This window comes from Peribacillus sp. NJ4 (assembly GCF_030348345.1).
Taxonomy (GTDB): domain Bacteria; phylum Bacillota; class Bacilli; order Bacillales; family DSM-1321; genus Peribacillus.
Map to the genome: position 1 here is coordinate 4,258,670 of NZ_JAUCFQ010000001.1, position 17,171 is coordinate 4,275,840.

Sequence of the window (17,171 nt, forward strand, 5' to 3'; positions counted from 1 at the left end):
TTTTCACTCCCTATCAAGCGGACCATTCGTTTTATTGCTTAATCCATAAACTTCCCTCTTGCCGCTGAATGGAACCAATTCGATTTCCTTCGCATCCCCCGGCTCAAAACGGACAGCAGTACCGGCAGGAATGTTCAGTCTTTTCCCAAAAGCATCCTCACGATTGAACTCCAGTCCAGGATTCACTTCATAAAAGTGAAAGTGTGAGCCAATCTGTATCGGACGGTCTCCCCTGTTGATGACAGTTATGACCGTTGGACTTTTTCCCTCGTTATATATGACCGGTTCTTTTTTCAAGATATATTCACCTGGTATCATGGGATTCCCCCTTTACTGAATCGGATTATGAACTGTCACAAGCTTTGTACCGTCCGGGAACGTCGCCTCAACTTGAATATCATGAATAATCTCTGGGATCCCTTCCATAACATCTTCACTTGAAAGAATCGTCCTTCCAAATTGCATCAATTCCGATACGGATTTCCCATCCCTGGCTCCTTCCACAATTTCATAGGTAATCAGGGCAATGGATTCGGGATAGTTCAATTTCAAGCCTCGATCTTTTCGCCTTCGTGCCAAATCTGCCGCCACTACAACCAATAACTTTTCCTGTTCTCTTGCTGTTAAACGCATACCCTCTCTCCTTTTACCAATCTATACCGTTAAATATCCCAAATACCTACCCCTTAAGTTCGGATGCAACTCTTTCAATGCATCGTTTCAATTAATCACCATTATCCGACCCAACATTCCGTTCCTTAACTTTACATAGATATGTAAGTTTACCTAACATTATTTTAATTATAATAAATTATCTGACAATTACAACCCTTAAAATGATATTAATTGTAAATTGATAAGGCTTCCCCTTTTGAAAAGGCTTATCTTAAATTTGATAATATTGAAATATCCTTGCTATAATTTCATGAGATAGACGTTTTGAAAAAAGGATTGAAAGGGGAATGTAAAATGAATTATGTAAAAAATCAGCTGACAGCCATGCGCAGCAATCTTTTAAAAGAAATAGAGGGTATCAATCCAGAATTTATGGATGTGCAGCCTGAGGGTTTTAATAATACGATCCATTGGCACCTTGGACATGTTCTTACTGCAGCGGAAAAATTTTTATTGAACTCCAACAGTGATTTGCCAGAGAATTACAGCCAGTTATTCGGATATGGATCAAAACCCGCCGACTGGACCGGGGATGTACCTTCCGTTGAAGTTTTAAAGCAACAACTGCAAGAACAACTTGGTCGACTTCTTGAAATTCCGGAAGAACGATTGACAGAAAAAGCTGCACAGCCTTTCAATGGAATGGAAACAGTTGGAGAATTCATTAATTTCGTAGTCCTGCACGAAGCCAATCATATAGGACAAATTCACGCAATGAAACTCTTCATTAAAAAATCAACTAACTGATCTATCCACAAGCTGTCACTCTGTTTTTCTTGAAAAATGAGTGACAGTTTTTTAGATTTAAGTCGGCAACTTACCAGTCAAATATGATGTTTTAATCACCAAAGTTTCCTGACATGTGAGTATGGGTGCGTTTACTCGTAAGTTTGAACCAAATACTCGTGATTTTGAGCGTTACTCGTGAGTTCCGGGCTTTTACTCGTGAGTTTCCGGCTTTTATTCGTGAGTTCGAGCGTTACTCGTGAGTTTCGAGCTTTTACTCGTGAGTTTCCGGCTTTTATTCGTGAGTTCGAGCGTTACTCGTGAGTTTCGAGCTTTTACTCGTGAGTTTCGAGCTTTTACTCGTGAGTTCCAGGCTTTTACTCGTGAGTTTCAAGCTTTTACTCGTAAGTTTGAACCAAATACTCGTGAGTTCGGGGCTTTTACTCGTGAATTGAGCATTACTCGTGAGTTTGGAAGCTTTTATGGGGCAAATCCATGCAATGCTGCGTGTGTTCGATGCTTCAACTTCAAGCCAATAAACAAATGAAAGCTCCCACTTTAAAGCAGGGGCTTTCATTTGTTCATTCTCTCCCAGTACAGCGAAGTAAACACCACTTCAAGTCATCTGATCGTAGTTATCCATATAATCACTGTATGCTTTTTCCGCAGCTGCTTCCGAAGAGAACAAAGCATCATCATCCTCAATCGTATGAAATGTATCGTTCAGGAATAAGGCTACTGCATTGGGATCTTTAGGATGCGGGACAATTTCCGCTGCCCTTATATTCGAAACGGTAGGAACATGGGGATTATTATAAATTACAAACACCTCGTCACCGACTTGTACTTCTTTCGCATTGATAATACCCATTGAATTCTTCCTTTCCATTACTGATTTTCCTTTAGTTTATGGAAAGTTGCTTAGAATTATTTATGAAAAATACCAGCCTTGCAAAGCGGCATAATGTGAATGAGGCCCCTTCCATATGAAGGAGCCCCACCATTCACTTAAGCATATTCATCTTCTGTAGAAAATCGATTGGATGCTGCTTCCGGAAAAATTCCCTAAGCATATAGGCAACACCATCTTGATCATTGGAGCGCGTCACCCATTTTGCCACTTTCCTTACTTCCTCATCCGCGTTGCCCATGGCAACACCCAGACCGGAACCCGCAATCATCTCCAAATCATCCAATCCATCTCCAATCGAGACGATTTCCGTTCTTTTCACCTCTAAATGATCAGCTAAATACAATACACCGCTCCATTTGGAAACGCCCTTTGGAACAATTGTTAGCTTATGGCCCGGATGTAGGATTGCATCCACCTCAGGGAACATTTCCTTTATCAATTTCAGCATTTCATTTTGATCACTTTTTTCTGAAAATATTATGTCCATTTTCGTCGGGGCCATCGGATTGTCAATAAGCTCTTCACTGATATCATCCACATAATTTTGAGCATAAATATTTTGATCATTCAAATACATAACCGTTTTGCCAAGCAAATTCTCCGGGAGGTTCACCCGATTGCCCAGCGAGTATTTTTCATGAATGAGCAAAATTTGGCATGTGGTCTTTTCAAGCATTTGCACGAGTTCTGCAGTCAGTTCTTCTGAAATTCTTTTTACCATAATGGGCTTTTCAATGGAAGCTCCGACAAACGCTCCTTGTTGAGCAACGATCATCGGATTTATTTTTAGGGCTTTGGCCACTTTTTTTGCTGAGTGATAGTTTCTTGATGTCACAAGTGCAACATGGACACCTTTTTGGTGTACATAATCGATTGCTTCTTTTGTCGATTTATTTAAACGTCCATTTGACTGGAGCAATGTCCCGTCGATATTGACCGCAAGTAGACGATATACCATGTTGATCTCCCCCATCTGTAATATCCTCTTTAAAATTTATGACTAAAATTTAGAGAGTAGAACAAATAGTAGTTCACACCCCTTTCATACGGTACATTTCGGAAAAAAAAAAACTCCCAACCATTATAGAAGGGAGTCTCCAACTGCTTATTGCTGTTGTTCAGGCAAGCCATATAAATCTTCAAGCGGCTTCATGATAATTTTATTGAGGTCTGCGATGACCATGCTCATACGCTGTTCAGCTTCCATCAATTGTGAAATGGTTGGATTTTGTTGGACAAGCTGTACCGTCTTTTGTGCTTGCTCAACCTCTTCTGGAGCAATCTCCTGTCCCATCATTTGCTTTTGCTGCAATGACATTTGAAGATTACGGAAGTTTTCAAACATTCCTTTTGTTGCTTCATCAGAATTTACAAGATCATATAAGCGTTGCAAGTCCGCATATTCATTACTTGCCCTAATCGCCTTTTCCATTTCATACGCTGCATCATATACGTTACTCATGTATTTCCCCTCCCGGTAATCATTGTATTCCTACACCTTTTCAACTATAACAAATCCGATTGCGAATTACACGTCATCCTATCAAAACAGTTACGAAACCTTGAAATAATCCGATGATTCCACCAAGTAAGGCCCCAAGGTATGTGATCATCGACAACTCCTTTTTAGTGATGGAAACGACCATGTCCTCAAGCCGGGACACCGAAAATGACGAAACTTGCTCTTCCACGATATCGTCCAGACGAAGCTTTTGGAAAAGCGGCTGAAAATGTTTGATTAAATACTCGGCACCTTTTTCCACGAAGATCGGGACACCCTTTTCCACAATGCTGTTCGAAAAATTGGCAGTCAATTCACGAACCGGCTTATTCATCATGCCAGCGAGAGGCATCATTTCTGCCGTTTTTTCTTTAATCAATTGTTTTATCATTTCCTTACCGATTATTCCCTCGATTTTCTCTACATCCCATTTTTCGAGATTTCCCCACTCTTTCACCATCATCACTGACAATATATCAATTGTTCGAGAGTGTTCTAAGAATTTAAGGATTTCCGGTTGGATCTTATCAATTAACTTTTCGTTTCCAATGAACATCTGAATTAAATTGATCAGCTTACCCCGTTCCTTGAAAAAATCATCCAACATATCTTCAAGACGGCTTTTGCCTTCTGCACTGTCAAAATACTCTTTTCCCTTTTTCACGATGAAACGTGACAAATCAGGAATCGAGTCGAGGGCTTTTTGCTGAATGTGAGACGGGACGATATCCTTCAGGCTCTTGCTCCGGTTCTCTTCCGACCATGTTTCATATTTACCAAGAATGAATGCTTGTAACCTCTGGTCTAACGTGAATGACGAATTCTTCATTCCCAATTGATCAAGCAATTGAGCTGCACTTTTTTCCGTGGACAATGCTTTCTTTACTTCTGCCTGAACAAAAATTTTCATATTCTGTAAAGAGGCTTCATTGATGACTTTGCTTTGAATGCTATCTGGGGTGATTAAATGATCAACCACCAATTTGCCTAACTGTTTGGCTAACTCATCCTGCCGCTTCGGAATCAACCCTGGTGTCAACGGCAGCTGTTTCCCGAAAATATAGATTGGTTTATAAGGTCTGAACAGCATTCTGATAGCTAATAAATTAGTGAAGCCACCTATTACAGCACCTACGACGACCATAAACAGTATCTTTACCCAAAACTCACCCATGAAATTTCTCCTTTTATTGCTTAAATAGAGGCTTGATGACACCTTCTAATTAAAAAAACATAGAATGTGTTATCCACATTTGCCCATCATTAAAGTATAAAAGGATATCAAACTTAGTGCAAACGGGGAATTATTATGAACCTTAACCATCAGAAAGTTTTCATTACGGTAAATCCCGCAGAGACTAGAAAGAAGGCGCTACTGTTTATCGAAGAAAAACTATTTGAGGAATGGGGCCTTCAATTTGGAGAACCCGTAACGATCATGGCTGGATGTCGTTCCGTTCCGGTACTTGTCCAGCCATTTCCATCATCCCAGCCTACATTGAAACTTTCATATGATATGAACCAAATTTTATCCTTACCTGTTTTTTCCGATCCAATCTCCGTCTCATACCATGCGGAGGGAAGGTCCATTAAAATAGGCCCATTCTTCGCTTCACTCATGAACCAGACTCCCTTGCAAGACGGGACATTCGGCGAGATGGAAAAATTTTATCAGGAAATGAAATCATATTGTAATCAGCAGGGCATCCCCTTCTATTTAGTAAAATTGCAGTCTCTTCAAGATGGAGTTGTGGAAGGCTACCTGCCAGGGCAAGATGGCTGGCAAACCTTGCCCCTCCCCATTCCTGATGTTTTTTATAACCGGATACATTCGCGCAAACTTGAGGAATCGCATTCTTTCAAGCTATTTAAAACTGAACTGGAGGAACGGTCAATACCGATGTTCAATGGAAGGTTCCTCTCCAAACATGATGTACATGAGCTGCTAATCTTAGAAGATGACCTGTTGCCAAATTTGCCAGAGACGATACTTTTTAACCAAAAGGAATCATTCTTGACATTTATAGAAAAGCATTCGGTAATCTACTTTAAACCCGCATCAGGCAGCCAAGGCAGGAATATTTGCAGATTAACGCAAGTGGCTGGAAAATGGAAAATCGAGCAATCCGGACATCTCCAGGATGTACATTTTGCTGATACGGATGAAAAGTTGTACGAAACCTTAAAAATATTTTCCAGAAAACAAGCCTTCATTCTTCAAAAAGGGATTTCCCTATTCGAAACCGATCAGAGAAAAGTTGATTTCCGCATACTTCTTCACCGGAACGATCAGCTTGAATGGAAAGTTTCATCAATGGTTGCCCGGATTGGGGACCCTGGTACTATCGTTTCCAATCTTGCACAAGGCGGATTGATGAAAAATGGGCCGGATTTTCTAAAGGAAGCATTTGACCTTCAGGACGCCAGCCGCATATATCAAAAGCTCGTACGGCTGGCTAACAACACTGCCCAGGCCTTGGTCGAAAACCATGACGATTCATTCGGTGAGCTAGGTATCGATTTAGCACTGGATACCAATACCCATCCATGGATAATCGAAGTGAATTCAAAACCTTCGAAAAAATTTCATGGCAACTATGAAACGTTTCGTCCATCAGTAAAATCCATCATAGATTTCATGCTTGCCCTTAACCGCGAAAACCATCGATAAAAGGAGTTGCTAGCACGTGTTAATAGGATTAATGGCCGCGTCGGATACACATGAAAACAACTACTTCACCGAAATAGCCAAAAACGCTAAATCATTTAATATGAAAGTTTGTAAATTCTCACCAGAAAATATTGATATGGATCTGAAAAAAGTGCGCGGCGAGCGTTTTGATGCCGAGAACGAAACTTGGATCACCACATCTTTTGATTTACCTGATTTTGTATATGATCGCTGTTTTCACGGATTAGTCCGTGAGTCTACGGAAACACGACACAAAATCGATTGGTTAAAAGAAAACTCGAATTTCTTAGGGCTGGGCCTTCCTGGTAAGTGGGAAGTGTACCAAATCCTAAAAAACCATCCACACCTACAGGCATTTTTTCCAGAGACCGTAAAAGTGACGACACCTGAAGATATTACCGGTCATTTGGAACGCCTGGATAAAATCATCATCAAACCTGAATTCGGTGCAGGTGGTACAGGAATCTATCTTCTTTCAAAAACCGAAGACGGGACCTTGGTATCCATGACGAAAAAGGGCACCAAATATGACCGCCAATTCTCCTCCAAATCTCAGCTTAACAAATGGCTGCAGCATTTATTAAATCGATACCGTTACCTCTGCCAGCCATATTTGGAACTTCGCAACCAAAATAACGAGCCATTCGATTTACGGATTTTACTTCAAAAAAACGAGAAGAATCAATGGATGGAACGGGGACGCGGAATTCGCACGGGACAAAAGGACGGAATTACCTCAAATCTTGCCACAGGCGGGGAAGCCATTTCATTGGATACTTTCAACAAAAGGAACCCGGAAACGTTTTCGAATGCTGTCGAACAAAAGATTCAGCATATCCTTCGCACCCTGCCCGTAAAAACCGAAGCTGTCTTTGAAAGGTTATTCGAGTTGGGGATTGATCTAGGCATCGATAAAAAAGGCCAAATATGGATAATGGATATTAACTCGAAGCCTGGAAGGAAAATCATTCAGGCACTTCAGCCGGAGACCATGAAAGATATTCATCGCGCACCGTTTCAATATAGCCAGTATTTAGCCGAACATCTTCAGAAAGCAGGTGAATAGAAAGTGAGAAAGACTTATCCTGCCGAAATTGCCGCTACCCCTGGCAATGTTCTCTACTATCCTTCAGAGCTTGGAGATTTGGCAGAGATTGAATTAATTTATTTCGGACGACATTCATGTCCTGCCATCGTCAAACAAAACCCGGCCGTCAATCAATCAATCGTCCTATCGGAAAGTCTTGCGGAATCGCTTATATTCGATCATACCGATATTCCCCTTCATTTATTCATATACGGCAAGAGCATCCATATCGGACCGCTTGTCGGAATCTTTTCCTCAGGATTCACCGGCCTTTCAAACAAACCATTAGGGGAGAGAACGGAATTTTTCGCAAAGCTCCTTTCGCTTAGCAGGACCACAGGCTGTATCCCCTTTGTTTTTGGAGAGAATGTAATCAATTGGGATGAGGAGACAATCAAAGGTTATGTGTTTGATAACGATGACTGGCACATTAATGAATTTCCTTTTCCTAATGTCATCTATGACCGTCTCCCAAACCGGTTGACGGAAAACCGCGATGGACCTAAAGAAGTGAAGCAGAAATTTCAAAAAGAATATACCATTCCATGGTATAATCCTGGTTTTTTCAATAAATGGGATGTAAATGAAAGGTTATGCGCAGATGAGCGGGCACTGCCTTATTTGCCGGAAACGTATCCATTTAAATCCATGTCCGTGGTGGAAACCCTTCTTTCCCATTACCGTCAAGTTTATATAAAGCCCATTCACGGCAGCCTCGGTCTAGGGATTCACCAAATTCTTTATGATAAGCATGAGGATGTTTACTATTGCCGCTATACAAATGAAGCAAAAGAAAATAAACTGCAAAAGTTTTCCACTTTGGAAGCCATTGTTAAACATATTTTTCACGACCGGCCGCTTGAGAACCTTATCGTGCAGCAGGGGATCCCATTAATTCGATCTGAAAAACGTCCAGTGGATTTCCGGGTCCATACGAACAAGGACAGTAATGGAAAATGGCAGGTGTCCGCGATTGCAGCAAAAATCGCTGGTGCCGGTAGCGTCACGACCCATATTAAAAGCGGGGGTGTCATCAAAACGGTCGCCGAATTGTTTGGAGATGACGATGAAGCGAAAGAAGTCGAACGAAAGCTATCGGAAGCCGCACTGATTCTAAGTGACAGTATAGAAAAGAACTTGGACGGCATCATTGCAGAAATAGGATTTGATTTTGGATTGGATAAAAAAGGGCAGGTTTGGATGTTTGAAGCCAATTCCAAACCTGGACGTTCCATCTTCTCCCATCCAAAACTCAAGGATTTCGAATTGCTGACCAGAAAGCTAAGCCTTGATTATGCCATTTACCTTACGGAACAGACGATTACGAAATCAATCAGTGTGCCGCGATGAACATTTTTTACGATATCCGCACTGAAAATTGGCACCACACTCATGAGAATGCGGATCTTTTCGCCGGGTCTGCCAAAGAGGAGATCAGCTATAAAAAGGACCATTCGAATCACCCCCTAATTCCTATCACCATATTCCCAGGTAACCGGATGCTTGTCGTCGGAATACTGACTGTTTCCAATCCCAAAAAGGAATCAGGTTTGGGTGGAAACCTGACCCTTTTTCGGGACCTATCCTTATATTTATTGAAACACGGGATTTTGACTTATGCATTCACAGGAAATGCCCTGCATTCCGAGTCGTTGAGAGGGTATGTTTTTTCCTCCACTTCAAACAAATGGATCGAGTGTAAGATGCCGCCCCCTGACATCGTCTATAACCGTATCCCATCGAGGGGCTATGAGGCTTCAGAAGAATTCCAGAGTCTCATCAACCACTTTAAAGAATATCGAATTAACCTTTTCAACCCTTGTTTTATAGATAAATATGTAATGTTCGAAGCATTAACGGAAGACGGGGCCCTCACCACTCACCTCCCCCCCACCATGATCCTGCGGAACAGCGATTGCTTGGATGCTTTCCTAGAAACCCACAGGCATATTTACCTTAAACCATGCAAAGGAAGCCAAGGGAAGGGCATTTATACCATCATCAAAAATCCTGATGGGACACTTTTTTTCAATAGCCTAAAGCATAGTGAGTCCTTTCCGGATTTCACTTCATTCTGGGAAACAAAAAAAAGGGATTTATTAAAAAGAAGCTACCTTGCTCAACAGGCGATCATACCGAAAAAAATTTTTGGTCATCGTTACGATTACCGGATTCTCGTCCATTATGAAAAAGGTTTTTATAAAGTGACCGGCAAAGCAGTAAGGATGTCACAAACTCAGGAAATCACCACCCACACTCCCCGAGGGGGTAAGCTTTTTCCTTATCAAGACCTGCAATCAAGAAGCTTAAATCAAAAATTAGCGAATATCGCCCAAAAATGCGGTGAGACTCTTTCGAAAAAAATCGGGTTTCTCGGAGAATTTTCCATTGATATAGGGGAAGATGAATCGGGTTCGCTCTTCATATACGAAGTGAACTCAAAGCCCATGCAGTTCGATGAAGAGGAAATTGAAGCTAACCGGCTTTTGCATTTAAAAAATCTTTTCATTGAATTGACTTTTTCCAACCTGACAATAAAATGACACCTCCAGCTGCCGTTTTACATTATAATGAAATGAAAGACAGCATATATGGAGGTTATACATATGATCACCCATTTTCAGTGGGCACCACTGCATAAGAATCTGCCAGGATGGAAAATTTCATTTTATTTCAAAAAGGAGGCAATCAAAGCCTTGTACCATAAAGATGGATCCATCGAATGGACAGCCAACCCACCTTCCGAAACAGATGAAACCCAACTCAAAAGCATGATCCATGACTTAATGGTCTACCATGTATATGATTGAGCCCTTTCCCCTTTTTCATTCATTAACCCTCTGAACGGAATAAAAATCCCTCCTTTGCCTAAACTAAAGAAAAAGCTAGGAGGGATTTATTTTGGATAAAGAAAAAATGACATTTTTGAAGGATACCGAATATGATGGCAAGGATTCCGTTTTCCTCGATATCGACCGAATCATCAATGAAGGAATGGCAGGCGGAAATGTGTATGAAGTCGCTAACCTTCAGAACATCGAGGAAGCACATGATTTTTATGATGAAACAGATCCCAATATCAATAAATAAACACTCGTGGGCTCTCTTTTTGGGGAGCTCCACTTAAAAAAAGTGAACTTTCGTTCATGCGTCATATTCCCCACTAACAAATGTTTTTTTATGAAAAGCACCCCCTCCATAAAAAAACAACTTCCCGGATGGAAGTTGTTTGAGTGCAAATTAAATATTACAACATGCTGTCTTCTTGCCTTTTTCCAATTCCCGCACTCTATCCCCCGTAGGCATTTGATATTATGCTAAAAGCATTAATATCTTTCAATATCTATTGTTAATTCAAATAGTTCCATTCTCACTGGCATTCAAAACATTTTCGTTTAATATCGAAGTTATGATATGCTCTGAATCCCATTCATGTCCAGATATCTCGATAAGGGGATAGCGATTCGGTAAAACGACTTGCTGGATTTCATGGACTGTATGCCCTTGATCATGTAAGCGTAAAATTTCACCTTGGAGGTTTTCCAAATAATCGAGTTTATTTCGAAACATTTCCTTTCCGTCAGGCACATGCCCAGCATGGCAGCAAAACACTTCCCCAAAGTCATATCGGAGTAATTTTTTTATGGAATCGATGATGATCGGGACAGACTCTTCCCGTAAGATAAGCTTTGTTTTTGGTGTTACGAAAAGGTCTCCAGAAAAGAGCATGCCAGTGCTGTGATTCAAATACACCATATGGTCCTTCGCATGACCAGGGGTAAAAATCGGCTCCCACGTTTGGGTGCGGGAATGAATGGCCTTGCCTAGCGGCTCAGCCTTAAAGGCGTCTCTTTTTCCCCAAAACATTTTACGATATTCAGGATATTCAGCATCCTTCGCACAAGCATCAACCGACATCGGATGAATGAATATCGGAACCTTTTTATGTTCCTTTATCCAGGCAGCGCCTCCCGTATGGTCCTCATGATAGTGCGTCAGGGCAACTGTTTCGAAGTCTGCGGACTCATAGAATGGAATAAGTCCTTCCAATAAAATCTGTGCGCCAGTATCTATCAATAGCCCATCCGTTAAAAAAACATAAACACTCATCCCCGACTTGACCCCGTCAGGAGTCCCGTGCACACAAACCACATCATTTACCGTCTTAATCTCTATCATGCATTTCCACCCCATCATTGTACAAAAATAGTTTTTTCTCCCTTTTTCACTTTATTATAATAAATGTATTATCTCTTTACCCTTTTGACAAGTAAATAATGGAATATCTGGATGTAAAAGACGGATTATTGACTAAGAGCCCTTTTGACAGGAATGGTTTTAATGAACCGCACGGAACATTATCGACAAAAAACCATCACCAAATCACAGAAACGATTGACATTGTGGAATTTTACAAATATTATAGATTATATTATAAAACTTGAAATATTCTAAAATAATAGTTTACTTATCAAGAGTGACGGAGGGATCAGGCCCTGTGATGTCCGGCAACCGCCCTTCGGGAACGGTGCCACTTCCTGCAGAATGTTTGCATTCTGAAAGATAAGACGAGATATAATTTCGCTGCCTCTTTCTGAATGATAGAGGCAGTTTTTTATGTTTAAGGGGGAAGGATCATGATTGAAATCCGTTCAGTCCGAAAGGAATACATCACGAAGAAAAACCGAGTTATCGGAGTGGATAACGTATCTTTAACCATTCAAAAAGGCGAAGTGTATGGAATTGTCGGCTACAGCGGAGCTGGAAAAAGCTCATTACTCCGCTGCTTGAATTTGCTTGAGCGTCCGACAGCCGGAAATATCATCATTGACGGCATTGATTTAACCTCTTTATCAAGTAAAGAGCTTCGTAAACAACGTCAAAAAATCGGAATGATATTTCAACACTTTTCCCTGGTCAGTTCAAAAACCGTTTATGAAAATGTCGCTTTCGCCTTAAAGGCCGCGCATCAATCGAAGGACGCCATCAGGTTACGTGTATTGGAATTGCTGGAAATCGTAGGGCTCAGTGATAAAAAAGATGTCTATCCGGCACAGCTTAGCGGTGGACAGAAGCAACGGGTCGGCATAGCCCGGGCCTTAGCAAATGACCCCACCGTACTGTTATGTGATGAAGCGACTTCAGCCCTTGATCCAACAACAACAAAAGCGATTTTACAGTTATTAAAAAAAATAAGCAGGGAGCTCGGGATCACCATCGTGTTGATTACACATGAAATGGAAGTGGTCAAAGAACTATGCCACCGAGTCGCCGTCATGCAGGATGGGCGGGTAATTGAAGAAGGTTCCGTTTATGAAATATTTTCACAGCCAAAGCAGGAGTTAACGAAGCAATTCATCAGCAGTGTATTGGATTTCGAACTTCCCTCACATTTGATTGAGGGAAGTAAAGGAACGATTATTAAAATTCAATTCGAAGGGCAAACCGCCGGTGAATCGATTCTCTCCGACGCTCTCCAATCCCATTCAGTAAAGGGGAATATCCTGCACGGTAAAATTGAGTATATTCAGGATGTCCCTTTAGGCATCTTGATCATTGAGTTAATCGGTGAGGCCGCTGAAATTCATTCGGCATTGGAATATATAAAAAATCGTTCCAGTTCTGCGGAGGTGTTAAAACATGTCATTTCTTGATTCCATCGTCAATATTTTACCTGATCTTAATAAAGCCTTTCTTGAAACGATTTATATGGTCGGCGTTTCCCTTGCGGTAGCCCTTTTGATAGGTTTACCACTTGGAGTATTGCTGTTTACGACAACCAGGAATTTATTCTTTGAAAATAGCGTCGTGAATCGATCACTCGGTTTCGCAGTCAATATTGTCCGTTCAATCCCGTTCATCATTCTCTTGGTCGCCCTCCTTCCTTTAACGGAACTGCTTACTGGATCGACGATAGGGCCAAGAGCGGCTTCTGTTTCCCTGTCCGTATCCGCGATACCTTTTTTTGCAAGGATCGTGGAATCGGCATTACGTGAAATAGACAAAGGAGTGATTGAAGCTGCAATTGCCGTGGGGGCCACTCCATGGATGATCATTAAGGATGTACTTCTTCCGGAGGCAAAACCGGGAATCATTCAGGGGCTGACATTAACGACCATTTCACTGATCGGTTACTCAGCAATGGCAGGGACAATCGGCGGAGGTGGAATTGGTGACCTGGCCATCAGGTACGGTTATTACCGTTATGACAACACGGTCATGATCACGACGATCGTCGTGTTGATCTGCCTTGTACAAATCATTCAAATGGTTGGTGACAAAGCCTCATACTTAGTTAACAAACGATAGAATCAGTCATTTTTTCAATGATTCAATACATATCATTTCAGGAGGAATTTCAAATGAAGAAAATAGCTTCGTTATTATCAGTCTGTGCACTTGCCCTTGGCTTGTCAGCTTGCGGAAGCGATGATGCATCCCCAAAAACTGAAGACAAAAAAGAATTGAAGATCGGGGCGACTACCGGGCCATACGCCGATATGGTTAAAGAAGCAATCCAGCCAGGTCTGGAAGATCTCGGTTACAAAATAGAGATCGTAGAGTTCACCGACTATATCCAGCCGAATAAGTCGCTTGGCAACAACTCAATCGACGCCAACCTATTCCAGCATAAAGTGTACATGGATAACTTCGCTAAAGAAAATGATCTAACGCTTTCCGACCTTATCATAGTTCCAACAGCACCAATGGGCATATACTCGAACAAATATAAATCGTTGAAAGAAATTAAAGACGGTACATCCCTTGCATTGCCCAATGATCCGGTTAACCTTGCACGTGCACTTAAAGTGCTGGTGGATGAAGAATTGATTGAGGTTGACCCAGATGTCGACCCTTTAAAAATATCTGAAAAGGATGTAACGGAAAATCCAAAAAACATCCAATTTAAGCCATTGGAATCCGCTCAATTGCCCCGCGCAACAGACAGTGTTGACCTATCAGCTGTCCCTGGTAATTTCGCTCTCGCAGCGAAAATGGACCTCCAGGATGCCCTTGTTTTAGAAAAGATGCCAGATATGTATCGAAACGTTGTTGCAGTGAATACAAAAGATGTAGACGCTCAATTTGCCAAGGATATTAAATCAGTAGTGGAATCCGCCCAGTTTGAAAAAGTGATTGATAGCAAATTTGCCGGATTCGGAAAACCAGATTGGATGAAATGATCAAATAATCGAGGCCTGCTTTCCCTTTTCAGGGAAACAGGCCTTTACATTAAGGAGAACGAATATGAATACCCTACTGGAAGTCCGCAGCGGCCCAGCCTATTATGCCTGTAAAGCTAATGTCCTTGAAACACTGGAAGCAAAACTGAGTAAAGCGAACATTCGTAAAGTGCTCGTTATTCATGGAAGAAAATCATGGAAAGTTGCTGAACCATTTTTTCCTTCTTTCGAAAATATTGAGACGATTTTTTTCACATACGACGGGGAATGCAGTGACCCGGAAATTGAACGCGTCAAGAAGTCAGCTCTTGAACAAGGTGTGGATGCATTAATCGGCATTGGAGGCGGTAAGCTGCTCGATCTCGCCAAATCGGCCGGAAACTCGCTTCAAAAGGAAATCATCCTCATTCCAACCCTGGCTTCCACCTGCGCTGCCTGGACACCGTTAAGTGTCATTTATGATGATAATGGTTCCTATGTCCGCTATGATATTCATGAAAAAAGCGCTTGGATGTTATTTATCGAACCGGGAATTCTATTGGATTCGCCTATTGGCTATTTACGGGCAGGAATCGGCGATACATTGGCGAAATGGTATGAGGGCAATGCACTGGTCGAAAAACTTGCCACAAAGTCCGTTTGTATTGAATTGGCACATATGGCCGCAAGGCAATGTCAGGAAGTATTATTGACATATGGCGAGGAAGCCCTAGCGGATTTGGAAAAGGGCAAATGGACAGACGCACTAAAGCGTGTAATTGAAACGAACATCATCACCAGTGGTCTAGTTGGCGGCTTTGGTGACCAGTACCTGCGCATTGCCGGTGCCCACTCCATTCATAATGGCATGACTTCCATTACGCAAACTCATCATTTACTTCACGGGGAAAAAGTGGCTTATGGCATTTTAGTCCAGCTTATGTTGGAAGGGAAATTCTCAGAAATAAAACAATTACTTCCATTCTACCAGGTGCTTAAACTGCCTATGACATTGTTTGATATTGGTCTGACGGTTGAACATAGGGCGGAACTTCAAGAGATTGCAGCCCACTCTGTCAAAGAAGGGGAAGGCATCCATCTTCTTTTCCCTGATATTAACCGGGAAAAAGTGACAGCAGCCATGGAAAACCTTGAAGTCCTCACAACCCACGCAAGCACATCCATGGACTGAAAAAGCGATGGGGTTTTTCCCCATCGCTTTTTAATACATAAAGGAATCAAATCATAACATTGCTTGTTTCAAATCACCCTTTTCTCTATGCACCTATCATTAAACATAATGTGGTGCCAATCCTTCAGTCTAATAAAAGAAGCTTTCATCAGACAGTCTGTTTCCATAATCGAAGGAGATCACTTTCATGTTGTCTGTGGATACCAGCTTTTCTATCAGCTGACTCTGGTCGGTTCTTTTCCCAATCCCAAATATCTTCGAGTGTTTCAGAAAGCGGACGGAATGTTAGTCCATTATTGATGGCTTTATTGTTATCAAAAGCCAAAAATCCATTCAAAGGTTCCTTGGCTCCTGGAAAAGGGAACTCTTCCGGTATCCATAAAGGCATCTCTCCCCACGGTTCGACTTTATTGTCCATCAAGAACTTTTCAGATACCCATGTAAAGGCAGCATTGCTTCTTGTCACCTTTTTACAGTCTTCAAGTAAACGACCCATAGTTAGAGTGTAATCCGGTCCCACGGCGTTATATGCACCTGTCATACTTTTTTCTATCATTTGTATGATCCATTGAGCTAAGTCCCTTGCATCGATAAATTGGATTGGACGGCCAGGGCGTCCCGGGGATAAAACTTCTCCCCCTTCCGCTATTCTCTTAAGCCAGTATGGCAAACGGTCAGTGTAATCATATGGACCTACTATTTGGCCAGCACGAATTGACAAGACTTTCCCCGGCAGTTCTTTTTCAGCTGCTTTTTCGCTCAATGATTTTAGCGGACCATAATATTCCCCGTATATCGGTCCAGCCGTTCCACGGGTGATTTCTTCTACTTTTTCATCATTTAGTGTATGAACCGCTCCATTTTCATCAATGCCCGGTTTGCTTGGATCCTTATAAACTGAGCAGCTTGAAATATATGTATAATGTTTAACCTGATTCAGTAATCTGCAAGATTTCTCTACAGTTCGAGGGATAAAACCCGATGTGTCAATGACTGCATCCCAATGTCTTTCCTTCAACATTTCCAGATCCCCGTCGCGGTCCCCTCTTAATTGTTCGATTTCGCCAAAAACATCAGGGTTGCTTCCACGATTAAAAAGTGTGACATCATGCCCTTTCTCAATCGCAGCTTTAACTAAATACCGGCCTATAAACCGTGTACCACCCAATATTAAAATGTTCATACAATCGCCTCCTCTTAAACGATATTCCATAAAGCATAC

Annotated in this window: 21 protein-coding genes and 1 riboswitch; of the genes, 12 read left to right on the forward strand and 9 right to left on the reverse strand. The window is 41.7% G+C overall.

The genetic code is table 11. From position 1 onward, the window contains the following. Window positions 1-3: 3 nt before the first annotated feature. Together QUF94_RS21205 and QUF94_RS21210 are read right to left on the reverse strand one after the other, a co-directional pair. Entirely contained in the window at window positions 4-318 is a 315-nt protein-coding gene (locus QUF94_RS21205) for an urease subunit beta (protein ID WP_289317571.1), read from the reverse strand. Between the two features lie 12 nt (window positions 319-330). Then, window positions 331-633: an urease subunit gamma gene (locus QUF94_RS21210; RefSeq protein WP_289317572.1), complete on the reverse strand. Its 303-nt coding sequence runs from the start codon at window positions 631-633 to the stop codon at window positions 331-333. A gap of 336 nt (window positions 634-969) precedes the next feature. Between QUF94_RS21210 and QUF94_RS21215 the strand changes: the two genes are divergently transcribed. Both QUF94_RS21215 and QUF94_RS21220 read left to right on the forward strand, forming a co-directional pair. After that, window positions 970-1,422: a DinB family protein gene (locus tag QUF94_RS21215; protein WP_289317573.1), complete on the forward strand. Its 453-nt coding sequence runs from the start codon at window positions 970-972 to the stop codon at window positions 1,420-1,422. Window positions 1,423-1,660: 238 nt separating this feature from the next. Continuing rightward, window positions 1,661-1,948, forward strand: coding sequence for a hypothetical protein (locus tag QUF94_RS21220; protein ID WP_289317574.1), 288 nt, complete (start codon window positions 1,661-1,663; stop codon window positions 1,946-1,948). Window positions 1,949-2,017: 69 nt separating this feature from the next. Here QUF94_RS21220 and QUF94_RS21225 read toward each other — a convergent pair whose 3' ends face one another. From QUF94_RS21225 to QUF94_RS21245, 5 genes are all read right to left on the reverse strand, one after another. Beyond that, window positions 2,018-2,290: a transcriptional regulator SplA domain-containing protein gene (locus QUF94_RS21225; protein ID WP_353957803.1), complete on the reverse strand. Its 273-nt coding sequence runs from the start codon at window positions 2,288-2,290 to the stop codon at window positions 2,018-2,020. A 115-nt stretch (window positions 2,291-2,405) separates the two neighbouring features. Next, the gene (locus QUF94_RS21230) at window positions 2,406-3,272 is read right to left on the reverse strand and encodes a Cof-type HAD-IIB family hydrolase (protein ID WP_289317575.1); all 867 of its coding nucleotides are present in this window, start codon (window positions 3,270-3,272) and stop codon (window positions 2,406-2,408) included. 147 nt (window positions 3,273-3,419) lie between these two features. Continuing rightward, entirely contained in the window at window positions 3,420-3,776 is a 357-nt protein-coding gene (locus QUF94_RS21235; protein ID WP_034314741.1) for a YlbF/YmcA family competence regulator, read from the reverse strand. A gap of 73 nt (window positions 3,777-3,849) precedes the next feature. Beyond that, the gene (locus QUF94_RS21240; RefSeq protein ID WP_289317576.1) at window positions 3,850-4,989 is read right to left on the reverse strand and encodes a DUF445 domain-containing protein; all 1,140 of its coding nucleotides are present in this window, start codon (window positions 4,987-4,989) and stop codon (window positions 3,850-3,852) included. A gap of 239 nt (window positions 4,990-5,228) precedes the next feature. Beyond that, the gene (locus tag QUF94_RS21245; protein WP_289317577.1) at window positions 5,229-5,435 is read right to left on the reverse strand and encodes a hypothetical protein; all 207 of its coding nucleotides are present in this window, start codon (window positions 5,433-5,435) and stop codon (window positions 5,229-5,231) included. On the opposite strand from QUF94_RS21245, the gene QUF94_RS21250 reads away from it, so the two are divergent. The 6 genes from QUF94_RS21250 (at window position 5,434) to QUF94_RS21275 (ending at window position 10,684) form a co-directional block, all read left to right on the forward strand. After that, window positions 5,434-6,486, forward strand: coding sequence for a YheC/YheD family endospore coat-associated protein (locus QUF94_RS21250; protein ID WP_289317578.1), 1,053 nt, complete (start codon window positions 5,434-5,436; stop codon window positions 6,484-6,486). The two genes, QUF94_RS21245 and QUF94_RS21250, sit on opposite strands and share 2 nt — an antisense overlap. A gap of 16 nt (window positions 6,487-6,502) precedes the next feature. Continuing rightward, the gene (locus tag QUF94_RS21255; RefSeq protein ID WP_289317579.1) at window positions 6,503-7,573 is read left to right on the forward strand and encodes a YheC/YheD family endospore coat-associated protein; all 1,071 of its coding nucleotides are present in this window, start codon (window positions 6,503-6,505) and stop codon (window positions 7,571-7,573) included. 3 nt (window positions 7,574-7,576) lie between these two features. Continuing rightward, complete coding sequence (locus QUF94_RS21260) at window positions 7,577-8,944, forward strand: YheC/YheD family endospore coat-associated protein (RefSeq protein ID WP_289317580.1); 1,368 nt, start codon at window positions 7,577-7,579, stop codon at window positions 8,942-8,944. Further along, window positions 8,941-10,137, forward strand: a complete 1,197-nt coding sequence (locus tag QUF94_RS21265; protein ID WP_289317581.1) for a YheC/YheD family endospore coat-associated protein — start codon at window positions 8,941-8,943, stop codon at window positions 10,135-10,137. The genes QUF94_RS21260 and QUF94_RS21265 overlap by 4 nt, the downstream gene beginning before the upstream one ends. A 63-nt stretch (window positions 10,138-10,200) precedes the next feature. Continuing rightward, window positions 10,201-10,404: a YheE family protein gene (locus tag QUF94_RS21270; protein WP_289317582.1), complete on the forward strand. Its 204-nt coding sequence runs from the start codon at window positions 10,201-10,203 to the stop codon at window positions 10,402-10,404. Between the two features lie 91 nt (window positions 10,405-10,495). After that, entirely contained in the window at window positions 10,496-10,684 is a 189-nt protein-coding gene (locus QUF94_RS21275) for a hypothetical protein (protein ID WP_061461991.1), read from the forward strand. 264 nt (window positions 10,685-10,948) lie between these two features. Here QUF94_RS21275 and QUF94_RS21280 read toward each other — a convergent pair whose 3' ends face one another. Continuing rightward, a complete protein-coding gene (locus QUF94_RS21280) occupies window positions 10,949-11,773 on the reverse strand; it encodes an MBL fold metallo-hydrolase (RefSeq protein WP_289317583.1) in 825 nt (274 codons plus the stop codon). A gap of 286 nt (window positions 11,774-12,059) precedes the next feature. Continuing rightward, a riboswitch (SAM riboswitch) is annotated at window positions 12,060-12,164 on the forward strand. A 67-nt stretch (window positions 12,165-12,231) separates the two neighbouring features. Between QUF94_RS21280 and QUF94_RS21285 the strand changes: the two genes are divergently transcribed. The 4 genes from QUF94_RS21285 (at window position 12,232) to QUF94_RS21300 (ending at window position 15,949) form a co-directional block, all read left to right on the forward strand. Further along, a complete protein-coding gene (locus QUF94_RS21285; RefSeq protein ID WP_289317584.1) occupies window positions 12,232-13,248 on the forward strand; it encodes a methionine ABC transporter ATP-binding protein in 1,017 nt (338 codons plus the stop codon). Continuing rightward, window positions 13,235-13,903 (forward strand): methionine ABC transporter permease, encoded by a 669-nt coding sequence (locus tag QUF94_RS21290; protein ID WP_289317585.1) that lies wholly within the window; start codon window positions 13,235-13,237, stop codon window positions 13,901-13,903. The genes QUF94_RS21285 and QUF94_RS21290 overlap by 14 nt, the downstream gene beginning before the upstream one ends. A 53-nt stretch (window positions 13,904-13,956) precedes the next feature. Beyond that, entirely contained in the window at window positions 13,957-14,778 is an 822-nt protein-coding gene (locus QUF94_RS21295; protein WP_289317586.1) for a MetQ/NlpA family ABC transporter substrate-binding protein, read from the forward strand. A gap of 64 nt (window positions 14,779-14,842) precedes the next feature. Next, entirely contained in the window at window positions 14,843-15,949 is a 1,107-nt protein-coding gene (locus QUF94_RS21300; protein ID WP_289317587.1) for an iron-containing alcohol dehydrogenase family protein, read from the forward strand. Window positions 15,950-16,097: 148 nt separating this feature from the next. On the opposite strand, the gene QUF94_RS21305 is transcribed toward QUF94_RS21300, so the two are convergent. Continuing rightward, window positions 16,098-17,132, reverse strand: coding sequence for an NAD-dependent epimerase/dehydratase family protein (locus tag QUF94_RS21305; RefSeq protein ID WP_289317588.1), 1,035 nt, complete (start codon window positions 17,130-17,132; stop codon window positions 16,098-16,100). Window positions 17,133-17,171 lie beyond the last annotated feature (39 nt).